Source organism: Ensifer sp. ENS09, from assembly GCF_014852425.1.
Lineage (GTDB): Bacteria > Pseudomonadota > Alphaproteobacteria > Rhizobiales > Rhizobiaceae > Ensifer.
Map to the genome: position 1 here is coordinate 96732 of NZ_JACVBP010000004.1, position 18152 is coordinate 114883.

Genomic DNA, 18152 nt, shown 5'->3' on the forward strand with positions numbered 1-18152 from the left:
ATGTCTGCCACCTCCGGCAAGGGTCGTGACTGGGAACGGTTGGCATGCTCCTGAACCATCGCATCACACGCATCACAGTCGGCGTCCTGCTGCTCACGCTTGCAATCGTCGTGCTCCTGCCTGGACTGACGGGCTTTACCAGCCTCGACGGCACCGTGAATGCCCGCTTTGCCGTCATCAACGCGCCGATTGACGGGGAAATCGGACAAGCGCCGCCACGCATCGGCACGCCGGTCGCCGAAAACGGGACGCTTCTGACCATACGCAACGAACGGGTCAATCGGGCGATCCTTGCTTCCTTGCAGGCGGAAGGAAAAACGGCCGCCGACCGCGTCACGGCGCTGGAGCGTGAACGCGATGAACTCGTCGCCTTGCGCAACCAACTCGCCCATCGGCTGGAGAAATTCAAGAACGCCACCATTGCCAGTCTGGAGCGCGAACTTCGCATCCTGCAGAAGCGGGTGGAGGTGTCGCGTGCCCAGGACGTCGTTGCAAGGGTAGACCTAGATAGACGGCAGGAACTGGAGTCCAAGGGAATATTCACGCGCAAGATGGTCGAGGCGGCAGCCGCCGCCGGCGCGGCCACGGGCGGCGAGGTCGAGATCAGCAATTTGTCGCTCGATCTTCTCGAACAACGGCTGATGGCCCTGCGTGAGGGGATATTCATCGTCGGCGATGGCCAAAACGACGTGCCCTATTCGCGCCAGCGTCAGGACGAGGTGATCGTTCGTATAAACGACATCAACACCCGCATCGTCGAAAACAGCACGCGCGCCGAGCAGATTGAGCGGCAGCTGGAGGAGGAGGAGAAGCGCGTTCGCAGTCTCGAACTGGCAGAAATCGCGTCGCCCTTCAGCGGCGTGGTGTGGACCCGCAACGTCGTCAACGGCTCCAATGTCATCCTGAACAACGAGCTGTTGCGTATCCTCGACTGCCGCGAACTTTTCGTCGACATTCTCGTTCCCGAAGTCGATTACGACGAGATCTACCCGGGCCGTGAGGCGGAAGTCCGGCTTCTCGGGCGAAGCGAAGTCTTCAAGGGGAAAGTGCAGGCCGTCAAAGGCTCATCCGCTGTCGTTGAGAAAGACAATCTCGCGGCCAAAGAGCCGGAAACCGAGGAGCGCGATGCCAGGATACGCGTTCAACTCCTCCCTTCCGCCCTCAACACCGATTTCGGCAATTTTTGCCAGGTGGGGCGGTCCGCCCAGGTCCGCATCTCCCGGCACAATCTGCAACTGACACAGTGGATCAAAGGGCTTTGGTTCAACCTCTTCTAGCGCTCGCGCCCACATTGCTGGTGATCGCCTTCTTCCTGCTTGGGCCATCGAACTGGTCGCGGCATCAAAGCTGGGCGCGCACCATCACTTGCGCGGTCGTTGGGGCGGTCGCATTGCGCTACATGGTCTGGCGCCTCTTCGAAACCGTCCTTCCCTATCCAACCGATGGCGCAAACGTCTGGTGGGTTTGGATCGTCTTCGTCATCGAGCTCCTTGCCTTCACAGAAGTCGTTCTGTTCCTCATTCTGATGAGCCGATACGTCGACCGTAGCCTCGAGGCGGACCGCTTGGGGAAGACGTTCTTTGCGCGCGAGGCGCAGGATCTGCCCACGGTCGACGTCTTCATTCCGACCTACAACGAGCCGCTCGATGTGCTTGAGCGTACGATCGTCGGAGCGTTGGCGCTCGACTATCCGAAGGACAGGTTTAAGGTCTATGTCCTCGATGACGGCCGGCGTGATTGGCTGAGGACCTTCTGCGCAGAGCGGGGCGCGGTCCACCTGACACGAGCGGACAATGCGCACGCGAAAGCCGGGAACATGAACAATGGGCTGCGCGCGAGTTCGGGCGATTTCATCGCCATCTTCGACGCAGACTTTGTTCCCTATCGCCATTTTCTCAAGCGGACCTTGCCGTTCTTTTCGGACGAGGGGATCGGGATCGTCCAGACCCCGCAGCACTTCTTCAACGTCGATCCGGTGCAATCGAACCTGGGTCTGGAGAACATCTGGCCGGACGAACAACGCCTATTCTTCGACGAGATCGCGCCAAGCCGCGACGTCTGGGACGTCAGCTTCTGCTGCGGTTCGTGCTCGATCGCCCGCCGCAGGGCCGTCGATGCGATTGGCGGCTTCCCGACGGAGTCAATCACCGAAGACCTGTTGACGACGCTGTCGATGCTGAACAAGGGCTACAAGACTCGCTACCTGAACGAACGGCTGTCGATGGGATTGGCGGCCGAGAACCTGACAGGCTATTTCGTCCAGCGGGAACGTTGGTGCCAGGGCGGCATCCAGACGCTCTATCTCCACAACGGCCCCTTGCGTGGACCGGGCCTGTCCTTGTTTCAGCGGATCATGTTTCTCCCCATGTCCTGGCTGGTCCAGTACGTCGTGCGCCTGATCGTCCTGATCGTGCCGATCGCCTATCTCTGGTTCGGAGCCTTGCCGTTGCATTTCACGGGCGTTGCCGACTATATTTCAAATCAGCTTCCGGTGCTGGCGGCCTATTTCCTCCTGATGCTCTGGATCACGCCGACGCGTTATCTGCCCGTGGTCTCCAGTGCAGTCGGAACCTTTGCGACCTTCCGCATGCTGCCGACCGTTCTCTCCAGTCTCGTGCGCCCCTTCGGCAAGCCGTTCAAGGTAACCCCGAAAGGCACCGGCAACGAGGCAAACAGCTTCGACGCCTACACGTTTACCTGGATTGCCGCTTTCATCGCCGTCACGGCGCTGGGACTTCTGATCAACCTCGTGCCGGAAACGGCGCAGGTCCAAAGGTCGTTCTCGGCGATCGGAGCCGTCTGGTCGGGCATCAACATCGTCGTGCTCGTCATCGCGTCGCTGATCTGTTTCGAAAAACCGCGTCGCCTTTTCCAGGCTTTCAAGCTCGACGAGCCCGCCAATGTCGATGGGGCACAGGGGCGCGTGGTCAGCCTGTCGCTCGACAAGGCGGTGGTCGCGGTTCCGCCGGAGGTGCGCTTCAAGTCTGCGCAAGTGACCCTCAGGCTCGACGGTTTCGAGCCGCTGCAGGCCGACCTCAGGCAAGTGACGCAGCGGCGCGGCGACATATCGCGTACCGGCGACAAGCGGCGCTTCTACCTTCACCTTTACTACAACCTCGAGGGCAAGGAACGCGACCAAATGATCGTCAAGCTCTATACGGGGCGATACTCGCAGGACATCCCTGATATCGACAAGGTCGCGGTTTCCGTGAACCTCTTGCTGCGCGCCTTCGGTCGCACGCGTACTGTCTCCTAGCACACGGCCGCTGCGAGCCCGGCATGGCAGCTCCGGTAGCCGCCAAACTTCGCCGGTCCGCGCAGTGATTCTCGCTTTTCATGATCCGGTCTCGGTGCGTCTGCGACCAATTTAGCGGCCTGAACAAACCGATGAACGCCGCTTTTTCGGAAGTGGTATTCTCGTTCGAAATACCACTTGGCGGTTCGGACCATAACTTTAGTCTCGGCGAAAATACCCCGATTGACAGCGCGACTTTGGCGGACTTATCGTTAAGTCAAATTACTTGACTTAATAGTTCGATCAACGAAGCCTGAGGGGGAATTCGTCATGACGGCAGTCGAGGAAATGCGGCCTTTGCGCAATGCGCCGAGGGTCGGGAGGAGCGGTACGGCATGGCGTTTTGGGACGCTCGCGACCGTGCTGATGATGATCGGCGCCGCTGAGGCGCGCGCCGAATCCGTGCTCACCATGCACATCGAAGAGCAGACGAGCTGGGTGCAGAATTTCAACCCGTTCGACCTTGGCGGTCGTCGGCAGAGCACCATGGATTTCGTCTACGAGCCGCTGGTGATCTTCAACGATTACGACGGCGGCAAGCCGGTCTTTCGGTTGGCGACGGCCTACAAGTTTGCCGACGATCTGAAGTCGATCACCTATACGCTGCGCGACGGTGTTAAATGGTCGGATGGCAAGCCGCTGACCTCGGCCGACATGAAATTCACGCTCGAGATGATGCTCAAGAACCCGGCCGTCGATACCGTCGGTGTCGGTGAGACCGTCGCTTCCGTAGAGGCGCCGTCGCCGACCGAGGTGAAGATCAATCTCAAGGACGTGGACACGCATTTTCCGGAGTCGCTTGCCGATTTCCCGGTTGTGCCCGAGCACATCTGGAAGGATGTGAAGGATCCGCTGGCCTTCAAGAACGAGACGCCCGTCGGCTCCGGCCCGATGACCGAGATCCGCCGCTTCACACCGCAGGTCTACGAGCAGTGCCGCAACCCCAACTACTGGGATGCCGCGACGCTGAAGGTCGATTGCCTGAAGCTGCCGCAGATCTCCGGCAACGACCAGATGCTGGCGCTCCTGCCGGAAGGCGCGATCGACTGGTTCGGTTCGTTCCTGCCGCAGATCGACAAGACCTATGTCGGCCTCGATGCCGAGCACAACGGCTACTGGCAGCCGCCGGCCGAAACCGTTGCCTTCCAGATGAACTTCAAGTCGTCGAGCCCCGGCAATGCCGAGGCCTTCAACGACATGACCTTCCGTCGCGCCTTCAGCCTTGCCATGGACCGCACCGCGATGGTCGATATCGCCGGTTTCGGCTACCCGGTCGTCAACACCCATGCGAGCGGCCTGCCGCCGCGCTTCGACAGCTGGCGCAACAAGGCCGCCGAGGGCGCGCAGGACGAGTGGCTCGCCTATGACATCGACAAGGCCAACAAGCTGCTCGACGATGCCGGCTACAAGAAGGACGGCGAAGGCTTCCGCACCACGCCGAGCGGCAAGCCCATCGCCTTCCCGATCATCGTGCCGAACGGCTGGACCGACTGGATCGACGCGGTGCAGATCGCGGCCGAAGGTCTGCGTAAGATCGGCGTCAACGCTTCCGTCGCGACGCCCGAATACGAGCAGTGGCAGAAACAGATCCTCGACGGCAGCTTCGAGGCGGTGATGAATTCGCGCGCCGACGGGCCGACGCCTTTCCGCGGCTACTTCCAGTCGCTGTCGACCGGCTTCGGCGGGCGTATCACCAGTGCGCCGTCACGCTATTCCAACCCGGACCTCGACAAGGTTTTCGATGATTACCGCCGCGCCGCAACGGACGAGGAGCGCAAGAAGCTGTTCGACCAGGTGCAGGTGATCGTCGCCGACAATCTGCCCGTCGTTCCCGTCTTCAACGGTCCGACCTGGTATCAGTTCTCGACCAAGCGCTTCACCGGTTGGGTGACGAAGGACGAGCCGGTCATGAACCCCGAGGATCACGACAACAACCGGATGCGGCTGGTGCATCTGCTTCGCCTGAAGCCCGTACAATAAGCGAAAGCGGGTTTCAGCGATGCGACTTTCCCGTCGACGGCTTACCGTCTACTGCGTGGCGTTCCTCTTCGCGATCGTCATGAATTTCGCGGTTCCCCGGCTCATGCCGGGGTCCCCCGTCGACAGCATGATCGCCCAACTCGGACCGCGGGCAACGCCCGCGGCCGTCGAGGCGATCAAGGCGCGCTTCGGTGCGATCGAGCAGCCGATCTGGCAGCAGTTCGCCGACTATGTCGTCGGGCTCGCTCATTTCGATCTCGGCGTCTCGGTCAAATATTATCCGCAAACCGTGCTTGAAGTGCTCGGCCGCTCGGCCGGGTGGACGGCATTCCTCGTGGTGACCGCCATTGTCTTCTCGCTTTGCGTCGGCGTGCTGCTCGGCGCGATTGCCGCCTGGCGCCGTGGCGGGCGTTTCGACAGTTTCGTCTCGCCCTTCTCGGTGGTGATGATCGCCGTTCCGCCTGTCATCATCGCGCTCGCGACGCTGTTCACCTTCGGCGTGACGCTCCGGCTCCTGCCCGTGGGGTATGCCTATGATCCGAGCCTCGATCCGGGGCTGAACTTCACCTTTTTCGGCAGCGTCTTCCTGCATGCGATCATGCCGGTGCTGACGCTCTCGCCCTATCTGATCGGCGAGTTCCAGACGACGATGCGTTCCAGCATGATCTCGGTGCTCGGCGAGGATTACGTCACCATGGGTCGCGCCAAGGGCCTGTCGGAAGCGGCGGTCATGTTCGGTTATGCGGCGCGCAACGCCATGCTGCCGGTGCTGACCAATCTGGCGCTGATGCTGGGCGCCGTCTTCGGCGGCTCGATCGTGACCGAGATCGTCTTCAACTATCCGGGCCTCGGTCTGACGCTCTATACCGCAAGCGTCGCCCGCGACTATCCGGTCATCCAGGGGCAGCTTCTCCTGATGACCATCGCGACGCTCGGCGCCAATCTCCTGGTCGATATCATCTATGGCGTGGTCGATCCGCGCATAAGGGAGGGCAGGGCATGAATGCGGGCGTCTCCTTGTTCTGGCGGCAGAAGAAAGCCGTTGCCGGCCTTATCATCATTCTCACGCTCTGCCTGATGGCGCTGTTTGCGCCGGTTCTGGCACCGGGTGATCCGAGCGAGCGCGTCGGCCGTTCGCATCAGCCGCCGACCGTCGAGCATGTCTTCGGCACGACGAAGATGGGCCGTGACGTCTTCTCGCAATTTGTCTGGGGCGCCAGGCCGTCGCTTGCCGTCGGTTTCGCCACCGGACTTGCGATCACCGCGCTCGGCACCATCGTCGGCCTCGTCGCCGGTTACTTCGGCGGCCGCACCGATGCGACGCTCGATCTTGCGACAAACGCCGTGCTGGTCATTCCCAACATTCCGCTCTTGATCCTGCTCGCTTCCTTTGCCGGCACGGTCGGGCCGATGGCGATCATGGCGATCATCGCGCTCACCTCCTGGCCCTGGGGTGCTCGCATGACCCGGTCGCAGACCATGGCGCTCCGGCAGCGCGAATTCGTGGTGGCGGCGCGCATGGTCGGCGAGCCGCACTGGCGGGTGATCTTCGTCGAGATCCTGCCCAATCTGGTGCCGTTGATCGGCATTAACGTCGTCGGCAGCATCATCTATGCAATCGTCGCCCAGACGACGCTCGAATATCTCGGCTTCGGCGATCCGCTGCGGGTGACTTGGGGCACCATGCTCTACAACGCCCAGAACTCCTCGGCGATCATCGTCGGCGCCTGGTGGGATATCGCCGTCCCGGCCGCCGGGATCGCGCTCGTCGGCCTTGGTCTTGCACTCATCAACTTCACCTTCGACGAGATCGCCAACCCGCAGCTTCGCTCAGGGCCGGCGCTCAGCCGCTGGCTGCGGCTGACGCGATTGCGCCGCCGTGAACTGGAGGCGGCCCGATGAGCGATGCACTTCTGGAAATCCGCAACCTCAACGTCGATTATCTGCTCGACGACGGCGCCTTCCGCGCCGTCAACGAGGTCTCCTTCGAGGTCCGCCGCGGTGAACTTTTCGGCCTTGCCGGTGAATCCGGCTGCGGCAAGAGCACCATTGCCTATGCGATCACCCGGCTGTCCAAACCACCGGCCTGGGTCGCCGGCGGCGAAATCCTGCTCGACGGGCAGAACCTCCTGAAGATGCCGGAGACGGCGCTGCAGAATGTGCGCTGGCGGCGGATCGGCATGGTGTTCCAGAGCGCCATGAATTCGCTCAACCCGCTGATGCGGGTCGAGGCACAGTTCTTCGACGTGCTGCGGCGGCACACCGGCGCGACGCGGCCCCAGGCGCGTGCGCGGGCAGAAGAAATGTTCCGCCTCGTCGGCATTCCGGTGGGTCGCCTCGACGACTATCCGCATCAGTTCAGCGGCGGTATGCGGCAGCGCATCGTTATCGCCATCTGCCTGGCGCTGAAGCCGGAGCTGATCATCATGGACGAGCCGACGACGGCGCTCGACGTGGTGGTGCAGCGGGAGATCCTGGAGCAGATCGTCGACCTGCAGCGCAGCCTCGGCTTCTCGGTGCTGTTCATCACCCATGACCTGCACCTGATGGCGCAGCTCTGCCACCGCATCGGTGTTATGCTGAAAGGGCAACTGGTCGAGGTCGGCGACACGCAGCAGATCAGCCGGGCGCCGGAGCACGACTACACGCGGAAACTTTGGGGCGCGATTCCGCAACTGCCGTCATCCGTCCGCAGCCTGGGGGTCGTCGAATGAACGTGATGCCGCAAGCGACGACCATGGCTGGTGAAGACGGCGCGATCGTACGCCTCAAGGGTATCAGGCGCAGCTTTGGCGCCGTCGAGGCATTGCGGGGGATTTCGCTCGCCTTGAAACCTGGCCGGGCGCTGGCGCTGGTCGGCGAGTCCGGTTGCGGCAAGACCACCTGTGCCCGCATCGTCGCAAGGCTCGATGCGCCGACATCGGGGAGGATGGCATTTCGCGGCGCCGACGTCACCGAGGCCGGCGACCGTGCCGAGGAGAAGTTGCGTCGCCGGGCGATCCAGATGGTGTTTCAGGATCCGTTCGCCTCACTCAATCCGGTGTTCTCCATCTACCACCATCTCGCGCGGCCGCTTCTGTTGCACGGTCATGCGAAGACCGGGGCCGAGGCAGGGACTGCCGTCGCGCGCCTGCTCTCCGATGTCGGCCTTGATCCCAGTGTGACCGCGCGAAAATTTCCGCACGAACTGTCCGGTGGCCAGCGCCAGCGCGTCAACATTGCCCGGGCGCTCGCCGTCGGGCCGGATGTGCTCGTCGCCGATGAACCGACCTCGATGCTCGACGTTTCGATCCGGCTCGACATCCTGGAACTGCTTGCGCGCATCAAGCGCGAGCGCAACCTCGCCATGCTTTACATCACCCACGATATCGCCACGGCCGCGCACATTGCCGAAGAGGTCGTTGTGATGTTTGCAGGCCAGATGGTCGAGTGGGGCGAGACCAGTGCCGTCATCGGCAATCCCCGCCATCCCTATACGCAACTGCTTCTGTCCGCGGTTCCAGATCCCGATCGCCCTTTCGTGCCGGGGCAAAGCGCCCGCTTCCTCGCCCATGCCGACGAGGTGCGGCGAAAGAGCCGTCCGGCCTCCGACGTGGTGGAAGAAGTTACCGTGAATCACTTCGTTCGTGCCCTTGGCCAAACGCCGACGGGAGCTATGTGAACCGAGGACACGCCTTCGCCAAGAAACGCGCTGGCCCTCCGGCCGAACGCAGAGACCAATCACTCATGGAGCCATTTGATGACGTTTGCCGCCAAATCTGACTATCTTCTGGAAACGCTCTGGGTGCCGGTCGGCACCGCCGACAGGTCAGTCTATGCGCTGACGCTCACCAACAATTCGGACCGGACGATCAAGGGTTTTCGCCTCGGCGTCTCCGGCCCCGCGCGCATCGATCCTGCCGCCGAGGTCGAAGGCGGGCAGCTTCTCGTCCGGCTCTCCAACTATGCCGAGTTCGCGCCGCCGGAGGGGTTTGAGCTGAAGTCCGGCGCGACCTGGACGCTCAAGGCCCTCGGCATGAGCTTCGAGCCGCGCCACTGGACCGATGGCGCCAATGCCGCTTTCCTCGTTCTGTCCGACGGCACGAATGCGCCGGTGGCCGTGCTTGCCTCGCGGGCGCACGGCGACAATGCCGAGCTGAAGCGCGGCGCCGCCGTCTATCCGGTGCCGAAGGTGGCGCCGGTGCCGGTCTCGATCGTGCCCTGGCCGCAGGCCGTTGCGGTCTCCGGTCAGTTGCTGGCGCCTCCGGGCCTTGATCTGAAGGCCGAAGGCAGTGAGGCGTCCGCCGCGGCCAAGGCCTTTGTCGATCTCACGGCCGGCCTGTTTCCGGTCGAGGGCATCGTCCGGCCGGCGGCGGAAGGCGGTTTCCCGGTCGCTCTGTCAAAGGCAGCAGACCTTGGTCCGGAGGCCTATACGATCCGCTTCTCGCCCGCCGGCGTTGCCGTTTCGGGTGGTAGCGAGACGGGCATCCTCTACGGACTGATCACGCTCGGTCAGGTCCTGCGCGGGGCGCGGTCGCATCCGGGCACCTTCGTGTTTCCGATGGGCGGCGAGATCAAGGACGAGCCGGCGCTCGGCTGGCGCGGCACCCATCTCGACGTTGCCCGGCAGTTCTACAGCACGGCGGAAGTCGAGCGCTTCCTGAGGCTGATGGCCTGGAACAAGCTCAACCGCTTCCACTGGCACCTGACCGATGACGAGGCCTGGCGCGTCGAGATAGACGCCTATCCGGCGCTGACCGAAATCGGCGCCTGGCGCGGCCACGGCCGCAAGATCCCGCCGCTGCTCGGCTCCGGTCCTGAACCGACCGGCGGCTATTACACCAAGGCGGCGGTGCGTCAGATCGTGGCGCTTGCCGCGAGCCTCGGCATCGAGGTGATGCCGGAGATCGACATTCCCGGACATTCCTATGCAATGCTGCAGGCGATCCCGGAGCTGCGCGATCCCGACGAGAAGGGCAGCTATCATTCGGTCCAGGGCTTCCCGGACAATTGCCTCAACCCGGCGCGCGAAGAGACCTATCGCGTGCTGGAGATCATCTTCGACGAGTTGATCGAGCTCTTCCCGATGCGCGCCATCCATGTCGGCGCCGACGAGGTACCGCTCGGCGCCTGGTCCGGTTCGCCGGAAGCACTGGCACGGCTACGCGCGCTCGCCGGCGACGAGGTGGCGGAAACCCACGCCAAGCGGCTGAACGTCGTCACCAACACCCACGGTGCCGACGAGATCGACGGCTCGGGTGCTGCGGTGCTGCAGGGCGAGTTCCTGGCCCGCGTCCAGAAATTCCTGGCAAGCCGCGATTGCGTCACCGGCGGGTGGCAGGAGGCGGCCCACGGCAATGTCATCGACAAGGCGAAATCGCTGCTCTTCGGCTGGCGCACGGTCGAGGCATCGGCAGCACTTGCGGAGGAAGGCTATGACATCGTCGTCTGCCCCGGCCAGGTCTATTATCTCGACATGGCCAACAGCCCGGCCTGGTCGGAGCCGGGCGGCAGCTGGGCCGGCTGGTCGGATCCGGAAAAGCTCTACACCTTCGATCCCGTGGAAGGCTGGACGGATGCGCAGAAGAAGCATCTGCTCGGCGTGCAGTGCTGCATCTGGTCCGAACCGATGACCGACCGCGCCGTCTTCGACCGGCTCGTCTTCCCGCGGCTTTCGGCGCTCGCCGAAACCGGCTGGACCAAGCCGGAGCGCAAGTCCTTCAAGCGTTTCGAGGCCCTGGTCGGGCTGATGCCTGTTCTCTACGGCTTCTATGCCGCGGAGTAGGCGCGGTTGAGTTTCCAGTTTTCGTCTGGGCTTGGCCAGGCGATGGATTGGATAGGTAAACGGCGGCGAGAGCCGCCGTTTGTCGTTGCGAGGCAACTGGACGCATGACTGTGGTCAGTAGGTGCGGTTTGGATTTTCGTGCTTGTGCGCTGGAGCATGGCACGCAAGAGTAAGCATCGATCCCGCGACAATCCGTAGGGATGCAGCGTTTATCGAGGCCACGTTATCGATGCGAAGACTTCCTGGACTGTCGGCGATGAAGGTCTTCGAAGTGGTCGGGCAGACCCGCAGCTTCACGCGTGCGGCTGAGCGGCTCAACCTCACGCAAAGCGCCGTCAGCCGTCAGGTCCGCAATCTCGAGGACGAACTTGGCGAAGACCTGCTCATCCGCCGCCACCACCATCTCGAACTGACGCCGGCCGGCGCCGAATTGCTGGCGACGATCCAGGAGGCGTTTCACAGCATCGAGGTGTCGCTACGCAGCATTACCGAGAAGAGCAACCAGAACCGCTTGCGGATCAACGTGCCGCCGACCTTTGCCAAGCGCTGGCTGCTGCCGCGCCTGCCGCGACTGCGCGCAGCTTTGCCCGACGTCGATATCAGCCTCAGCACGGAAGCCACGGACACGCTTGCCGAGCGAGGTCTTCTCGACTGCGCCATCCGCTTCGGCGATGGCGAGTGGCCGATGCTGGATGCGAGCATCCTGATGACGGAGCGGCATGTGGTCGTCTGTGCGCCATCACTGCTCGAAGGGGTGAAAGTCGAGGGTCCGACCGACCTTCAGCGCTTTACCTTCCTGCACGTGCTTGCCTCGCCCGACCGGCGCTATCTGACGTGGCGGCACTGGCTCGACGCGGCGGGGTTCCAGGATGTCGATACCCGCGGCGGGCTGGAGTTCGACCTGCTCGATCTGGCGATCGAAGCGGCCTGCGCAGGACTGGGCGTCACCGTCGCCGATCGTTCGATGGTGCGGGTTCAGTTGGAAACTGGGCAGCTCGTGCAACTCTTCGATGTCGAAGTCGAGGGGCATGAGTCCTACTGGTTCGTGACGCGGCCCCAGGCAGGAAACGACAGCAAGGTCGATGCTTTCCGCGACTGGCTGCTTACGGAAGTTTCGGCCGACCGCGCGGCCTGAGCCAAGCATTCCATTTTGGAATGCTCTCACTGAAAATTACTCGCTTGTGCCTCCGGCCCCATCGTCGCAACAGTTTCGTGACGGTCTCGGTCGGGGAGAGAGACGGGCCGTCGCTCGTCGTGCTCTCTCCCGCGCAGTCCGCTTGTCCTGCGCGCCTTTGGCGCCCGGAGCCGCGGCCAACACATCCGAGATGCCATGAGCCCCTATCGCAATTTTTCCGGCGGTCGTTTCATCGAAAGCACGTCTGCGGTGACGATCGACGTCCGTAATCCGGCAACCGGCCAGGTCTTCACATCGGTGCCGGCAGCAACGGATGAGGAGGCAGCAGCGGCGGTCGAGGCAGCAATGAAGGCGCAGCGCGCCTGGGCGGCACTGCCGGCTATCCAGCGCGGTGACGCGCTCCGCAAACTGGCGACCGTATTGGAGAACCGGGCCGAGAACATCGGCGCTGCCCTGGCAAAAGAGTCGGGCAAGAGCCTCGCCGACGCGACCGCCGAGGTCATCTATGGCGCCGAACTGATGCGCTACCACGCCGAATGGGCGCGCCGCATCGAGGGTGAGGTGATCGAGAGCGACAATCCCGGTGAGACGCTTCTCCTGAAGCGTGTTCCGATCGGCGTTGTTGCCGGTCTGATCCCGTTCAACTATCCGATCTACACGCTGGTGCGCAAAATCGCCCCTGCGCTGATTGCAGGCAACGCCGTCGTCGTGCGTCCGAGCAACAACACGCCGACATCCGCCTTCGCCTTTGCCGAAGCGATCGTCGAGGCCGGCCTGCCGGAGGGTCTCGTCAACATCCTCACCATGTCGCATGACGTTGCGAAAACGCTCTGCACCCATCCCGGCGTCGGCATGATCACGCTGACTGGCAGCGTTTCGGCCGGCCGCATCGTGCTCGACTACTGCAAGGAAAACATCGCCAAGCCCTCGCTTGAGCTCGGCGGCAAGACGCCTGTCATCGTCGAACCGGACGCCGATCTCCATGTTGTGGCACAGGCGATCATTGCCGCCAAGACCGCCCATTGCGGCCAGGTCTGCACCAGCGCCGAGCGGCTCTATGTGCACGAAAGCGTGCATGACATGCTGCTCGCCAAGCTGCGGGAGGGCTTTGCAGCCCGTGCCTTCGGCGACCGCGGCGAGGATGCGACCCGCATGGGACCGCTTGCCAATGCCGCCGCGCAAAAGCGCGTGCACGAAATGGTCGAACAGGCGAAGGCGGAAGGCGGAACGGTCGAGACCGGCGGCTACCTGCCGGAAGGCGCGGGCTACTTCTATCCGCCGACTCTGATTTCCGGCTGCCGGCAGGAGATGGAAATCGTGCGCGAAGAAGTCTTCGGTCCGGTGCTTGCGGTGGTCCGCTATTCCACCTTCGAGGAAGCGCTGGCGTTGGCGAGCGACCATCAGTTCGGCCTGAGCTCGGTGCTCTTCACCGAGAACTATCGCACCGTCATGCGGGCCAGCGACGCGATCGAGGCGGGCGAACTCTACGTCAACCGCTTCCCGGCGGATCCCTATCAGGGCTTCCACGCCGGATGGAAACGCTCGGGCCTTGGCGGCGACGACGGCAAGCACGGCATGCTGGAATTCACCCAGACCCGGCTCGTCGTCCTGAAACACTGATCATTTGAAATGACGCAATTCCGGACGGGAACCGGAATTGTTCGGACATCAACATCAAGACCGGGCCGATGGCATTGCTCCCGCCATCGGTCGGGGAGGAGAGGACACTTGAGCTCAATTTCCGATACAGACATCGCTGCGCCGTCCGTGTCGGCCCGCAGCCGTTACCTGCAACTGGCGCTGATCGTAATCGCCGCCGGCGCGATCTATCCGATCCTCTACCTGCGCCAATCCTACCAGACGACGATGCTGGAGGTGCTTAAGCTCACCAACACCGAGCTTGGCGTTCTCTATTCCATCCTCGGCACCAGCTTCCTGGTCGGCTACCTGCCGAGCGGCTGGCTCGCCGACCGCGTCCAGCCGCGCATCCTGATCCTCGTTTCCATGGTCGGCACGGGACTGCTCGGCCTCTGGTACGCGACGCTGCCCGGCTACTCATCGCTTCTCGTCATCTATTGCGGCTTCGGCGTCACGACGGGCCTGACGTTCTGGGCCGCCACGCTGAAGCAGGTGAACCTGATTGCCGGCGCCAATGAGCAGGGACGCTTCTTCGGCATTCTCGACGGCGGCCGCGGCCTGGTCGAGGCGCTGCTCGCCAGCGTCGCCATAGCGCTCTTCGTCTTCACGACGGAAACGCGCGGTGCCGGGCTTGCGATGGGTTTCCGTGATGTCGTGCTGCTCTATGCCGTCTTCTGCATCGTCGTCGGCATCGCCTATTTCGCCGTGTCGCAGCCCGTCGCGGTCGAGAAAGGCGCGCGCAAGCGCGAAGGCAACCTGCTTGCTGACATCAAGACGCTGCTCCTTATCCCCGAGGTCTGGCTCGTCGCCGCCATCATCTTCTGCGGCTATCACGTGTTCCTCGCAACCTACAGCTTCTCGGCCTATCTGCAGGAAGGCGGCTTCGGCATTTCCGCCGCCATGGCCGGCCTGATCGTCACGATCAAGCTCTGGCTGCGCCCGGTCGGCGGCATCGGCGGCGGCTTGCTCGGTGACCGCTTCGGCAAGACCGGCATCCTGCTCCTGAGCTTCCTCGTCGCAGCCGCCAGCCTCGTGGCGATGATCACCCTGCCGGGCGTCGGTTCCACGGTCCTCTTCGTCGGACTGGTGCTGCTCGTCGGCCTCATCACCTACACGATCCGCGGCCTCTACTGGGCGATCCTCGACGATTGCCACGTGCCGGCAAACATCACCGGCCTTGCGATCGGCATCATCTCGCTCGTCGGCTACGCGCCCGACACCTACCTGCCGCTTGTGAACGGATATCTCTCGGACCGCTACCCCGGCATCGCCGGCTACCAGTTCTATTTCGGCTACATCGCCGCCATCTGCGTCCTTGGCGCCATCGCCACCCTGGCGCTGATGGCCCGCCTCAAGAAAAAGGGATGACCCCCATGAAGATCGCGTCTCTCAAGACCTATGCCGTCGCCGTCCCGCCGCCGCATGTGGGCGGAATGTACTGGATCTTCGTGCGCCTCACGACCGCCTGCGGCATCGAGGGCATCGGCGAGATTTACGCGACCTCGTTCCATCCGAAGGCGCTGACGCCCCTGATCGAGGACGTGTTCGAGCGGCATCTGCTCGGCCATGATCCCCACCAGATCGAACGCTTCTGGCGCTCGGCCTATTCGAGCGGCTTCACCCAGCGCCCGGATCCGACGATGATGGGCATCGTCTCGGGCCTCGAAATCGCCTGCTGGGACATCATCGGCAAGGCGGCCGGCCGGCCGGTCGCAGACCTCTTGGGCGGCACGGTGCATGAGAAGCTGCGTGCCTATACCTATCTCTATCCGAAGAATGCCGCCGGCGAGTTCGACTTCAACGATCCGGATCTCGCGGCCGAATGTGCCGTCGAAATGGTCGAGATGGGCTTTACCGCCGTCAAGTTTGATCCGGCCGGTCCCTACACCAACTATTCCGGTCATCAGCTTTCGCTTGGCGTGATGGACCGCTCGGAGGAATTCTGCCGCAAGATCCGCGAGGCCGTTGGAAGCAGCGCCGATCTGCTCTTCGGCACGCACGGCCAGATGGTGCCGTCCTCGGCGATCCGGCTGGCGCGGCGTCTCGAAAAATACGACCCGCTCTGGTTCGAAGAGCCGGTTCCTCCGGGCCAGGAAGCGGCGATGGCCGAAGTGGCGCGTGCGACCTCCATTCCGATTTCGACCGGCGAACGCCTGACCACCAAATATGAGTTCCAGCGCATCCTCGAACTCAAGGCCGCCTCGATTCTGCAGATGAACGTCGCACGCGTCGGCGGGCTTCTCGAGGCGAAGAAGATCGCCGGCATGGCCGAGGCCTACTACGCCCAGATCGCTCCGCATCTCTATAACGGCCCGGTGGGCGCTGCCGCCAGCATCCAGCTGTCGGCCGCGACACCGAACTTCCTTATCCATGAGGCGATCCTCGATTTCAGCGGGTTCCACGCGGATGTGCTGAAGACCAAGCTCGCCGTCGAGGATGGCTACATCATCCCGTCGCGCGAGCCTGGCCTTGGCATCGAGCTCAACATGGACGTCGTCGAAAAGCACACGCCGTACACCGGCGAGCGCCTGCACCTGCAGATGGACAGCCGGCCGGCGGACGTGAAGGCCTTCGCGCCGGCACGCGGATAACTCCGACGATAGGACATGCAGATGATCTACGACTACATCATCGTCGGCGCCGGGTCGGCCGGCTGCATTCTTGCGAGCCGGCTCAGCGAAAATGGTCGCCACAGGGTGCTTTTGATCGAGGCTGGCGGCAACGACAATTCCTTCTGGTTCAAGATCCCGGTCGGCTACGCCCGCAGCTACTACAATCCCCAGGTCAACTGGATGTATTCGAGCGAGCCGGAGGCCGCGCTTCAGGATCGCAGCATTTACGTGCCGCGTGGCAAGGTCCAGGGCGGATCCGGCTCGATCAATGCGATGATCTATGTGCGCGGCGCGCGCGACGACTTCGACGACTGGAAAAACGCCGGCAATACGGGCTGGGGCTATGACGATGTCCTGCCCTATTTCCGCCGGCTCGAAACCCATGCGCGCGGCTCATCGGAGTGGCATGGCGGCGAAGGCCCGATCCACATCACGCCGATGCGCGGCATGACGCACCCGATCACCGATGCCTTCCTCGAAAGCTGCGGATCGCTGCAACTGCCGCTGAATGAGGATTTCAACGGCGCCTCGATCGAGGGCGCTGGCGTCTACGACGTCAACACCAACAACGGCCGCCGTTCGCATTCGAGCGCGGAGTACCTACGGCCAGCGCTCAAGCGTCCTAACCTCACGATCGAACGCTACGCGCAGGCCGAGCGGTTGGTCTTTGGTGAAGATGGGCGCGTGACCGGCGTCGATGTCATCCAGAACGGGACGCGGCAGCGTTTCACGGCGGGGCGCGAGGTCATCCTGGCCGCGGGTGCGGTCGGTAGCCCGCAATTGCTGCAGCTCTCCGGCATCGGTGACGGCAAGGCGCTGTCGTCAGCGGGCGTGGAAACGCGCCGGCATCTGCCGGCCGTCGGCCAGAACCTGCAGGATCACCTCTGCGCCAGCTTCTATTATCGCGCAACGATCCCGACGCTCAATGACGAGTTCGGCAGCCTCTTCGGCCAGATGCGTCTCGGCCTGCAATATCTGTTGACCGGCAAGGGCCCTTTCTCGATGAGCGTCAACCAGGCGGGCGGCTTCTTCCGCGGCCGGCCCGACGAAGAGCGGCCGAACATCCAGCTCTATTTCAACCCGCTCTCCTACCGGATCCCGAAGGATCCGAAGGCCGGGCTGAAGCCGGAGCCCTATCCCGGTTACCTGATCTGCTTCAACTCATGCCGCCCGACCAGCCGCGGCAGCATCTCGATCGCGTCCGGCGACCCCTCGGCCAAACCGCTGATCCGGCCGAACTATCTGACGACCGATCGCGACATCGACGAGGTGCTGCAGGGGAGCCGGCTCGTCCGGCGCATCGCATCTGCCTCGGCGCTCTCCTCGCTGACCGCGGAAGAAATTTCGCCGACGCCGCGCGTCGAAAGCGACGAAGCGCTGATGGACTATTTCCGTGAAAACTCGGGCTCGATCTACCACCTCTGCGGCACGTGCGCGATGGGGCCGGACCAGGCGAGTTCGGTCGTCGACAGCCGCTTGAAGGTCCACGGTGTTCCCGGCCTGCGCGTCGTCGATGCCTCGATCTTCCCCAACATCACCGCCGGCAACATCAACGCGCCGACGATGATGGTCGCGGAAAAGGGCGCCGATCTGATCCTTGCGGATGCAGCCTGACGCTTGCGTGACGCTTCCCCGTCTCGACGGCGGGGTAAGCGGACGCGGACCGACTGGCGGCGCTCGGGCGTCGGCCGCAGACACCTGTGATTTGCCATCGTCGATTGAGCGTGA

The 18152-nt window shown here is 63.3% G+C and carries 13 protein-coding genes; all 13 read left to right on the top strand.

Annotated features, from left to right (window positions below):
* The first annotated feature begins 44 nt into the window (after positions 1-44).
* The 13 genes from IB267_RS20925 to IB267_RS20985 all read left to right on the top strand — a co-directional run bounded on the left by IB267_RS20925 (position 45) and on the right by IB267_RS20985 (position 18038).
* The gene (locus IB267_RS20925; protein ID WP_192449387.1) at positions 45-1277 is read left to right on the top strand and encodes an HlyD family secretion protein; all 1233 of its coding nucleotides are present in this window, start codon (positions 45-47) and stop codon (positions 1275-1277) included.
* The gene (locus tag IB267_RS20930; RefSeq protein ID WP_192449388.1) at positions 1259-3256 is read left to right on the top strand and encodes a glycosyltransferase; all 1998 of its coding nucleotides are present in this window, start codon (positions 1259-1261) and stop codon (positions 3254-3256) included. Before IB267_RS20925 ends, IB267_RS20930 begins: the two co-directional genes overlap by 19 nt.
* A gap of 405 nt (positions 3257-3661) precedes the next feature.
* On the top strand, positions 3662-5275 hold the full coding sequence (locus tag IB267_RS20935; protein WP_246810809.1) for an ABC transporter substrate-binding protein: 1614 nt from the start codon (positions 3662-3664) through the stop codon (positions 5273-5275).
* Positions 5276-5294: 19 nt separating this feature from the next.
* On the top strand, positions 5295-6278 hold the full coding sequence (locus IB267_RS20940; protein ID WP_192449389.1) for an ABC transporter permease: 984 nt from the start codon (positions 5295-5297) through the stop codon (positions 6276-6278).
* Complete coding sequence (locus IB267_RS20945) at positions 6275-7177, top strand: ABC transporter permease (RefSeq protein WP_192449390.1); 903 nt, start codon at positions 6275-6277, stop codon at positions 7175-7177. Before IB267_RS20940 ends, IB267_RS20945 begins: the two co-directional genes overlap by 4 nt.
* Entirely contained in the window at positions 7174-7989 is an 816-nt protein-coding gene (locus IB267_RS20950; protein WP_192449391.1) for an ABC transporter ATP-binding protein, read from the top strand. The genes IB267_RS20945 and IB267_RS20950 overlap by 4 nt, the downstream gene beginning before the upstream one ends.
* Positions 7986-8936, top strand: a complete 951-nt coding sequence (locus IB267_RS20955) for an ABC transporter ATP-binding protein (protein WP_192449392.1) — start codon at positions 7986-7988, stop codon at positions 8934-8936. The genes IB267_RS20950 and IB267_RS20955 overlap by 4 nt, the downstream gene beginning before the upstream one ends.
* Before the next feature lie 78 nt (positions 8937-9014).
* Positions 9015-11039, top strand: a complete 2025-nt coding sequence (locus tag IB267_RS20960; protein WP_192449393.1) for a beta-N-acetylhexosaminidase — start codon at positions 9015-9017, stop codon at positions 11037-11039.
* A gap of 229 nt (positions 11040-11268) precedes the next feature.
* The gene (locus IB267_RS20965; protein ID WP_246810780.1) at positions 11269-12174 is read left to right on the top strand and encodes a LysR substrate-binding domain-containing protein; all 906 of its coding nucleotides are present in this window, start codon (positions 11269-11271) and stop codon (positions 12172-12174) included.
* Between the two features lie 195 nt (positions 12175-12369).
* Positions 12370-13794, top strand: a complete 1425-nt coding sequence (gene aldA / locus IB267_RS20970) for an aldehyde dehydrogenase (RefSeq protein WP_192449394.1) — start codon at positions 12370-12372, stop codon at positions 13792-13794.
* Positions 13795-13902: 108 nt separating this feature from the next.
* The gene (locus IB267_RS20975; protein WP_210335954.1) at positions 13903-15180 is read left to right on the top strand and encodes a nitrate/nitrite transporter; all 1278 of its coding nucleotides are present in this window, start codon (positions 13903-13905) and stop codon (positions 15178-15180) included.
* Between the two features lie 5 nt (positions 15181-15185).
* Positions 15186-16403 carry a mandelate racemase/muconate lactonizing enzyme family protein gene (locus IB267_RS20980; RefSeq protein WP_192449396.1) on the top strand — a complete coding sequence of 406 codons (1218 nt, stop codon included), beginning with the start codon at positions 15186-15188 and terminating at the stop codon, positions 16401-16403.
* A 21-nt stretch (positions 16404-16424) separates the two neighbouring features.
* Positions 16425-18038: a GMC family oxidoreductase gene (locus IB267_RS20985; protein ID WP_192449397.1), complete on the top strand. Its 1614-nt coding sequence runs from the start codon at positions 16425-16427 to the stop codon at positions 18036-18038.
* Positions 18039-18152: the final 114 nt, after the last annotated feature.

Bases quoted from the DNA above. Each gene is read 5' to 3' on its own strand.
- IB267_RS20950 (WP_192449391.1), top strand. From the start codon at position 7,174: ATGAGCGATGCACTTCTGGAAATCCGCAACCTCAACGTCGATTATCTG.
- IB267_RS20960 (WP_192449393.1), top strand. From the start codon at position 9,015: ATGACGTTTGCCGCCAAATCTGACTATCTTCTGGAAACGCTCTGGGTG.
- IB267_RS20985 (WP_192449397.1), top strand. From the start codon at position 16,425: ATGATCTACGACTACATCATCGTCGGCGCCGGGTCGGCCGGCTGCATT.
- IB267_RS20935 (WP_246810809.1), top strand. From the start codon at position 3,662: ATGATGATCGGCGCCGCTGAGGCGCGCGCCGAATCCGTGCTCACCATG.
- IB267_RS20980 (WP_192449396.1), top strand. From the start codon at position 15,186: ATGAAGATCGCGTCTCTCAAGACCTATGCCGTCGCCGTCCCGCCGCCG.
- IB267_RS20955 (WP_192449392.1), top strand. From the start codon at position 7,986: ATGAACGTGATGCCGCAAGCGACGACCATGGCTGGTGAAGACGGCGCG.
- IB267_RS20965 (WP_246810780.1), top strand. From the start codon at position 11,269: ATGCGAAGACTTCCTGGACTGTCGGCGATGAAGGTCTTCGAAGTGGTC.
- IB267_RS20925 (WP_192449387.1), top strand. From the start codon at position 45: ATGCTCCTGAACCATCGCATCACACGCATCACAGTCGGCGTCCTGCTG.
- IB267_RS20945 (WP_192449390.1), top strand. From the start codon at position 6,275: ATGAATGCGGGCGTCTCCTTGTTCTGGCGGCAGAAGAAAGCCGTTGCC.
- IB267_RS20940 (WP_192449389.1), top strand. From the start codon at position 5,295: ATGCGACTTTCCCGTCGACGGCTTACCGTCTACTGCGTGGCGTTCCTC.
- aldA (WP_192449394.1), top strand. From the start codon at position 12,370: ATGAGCCCCTATCGCAATTTTTCCGGCGGTCGTTTCATCGAAAGCACG.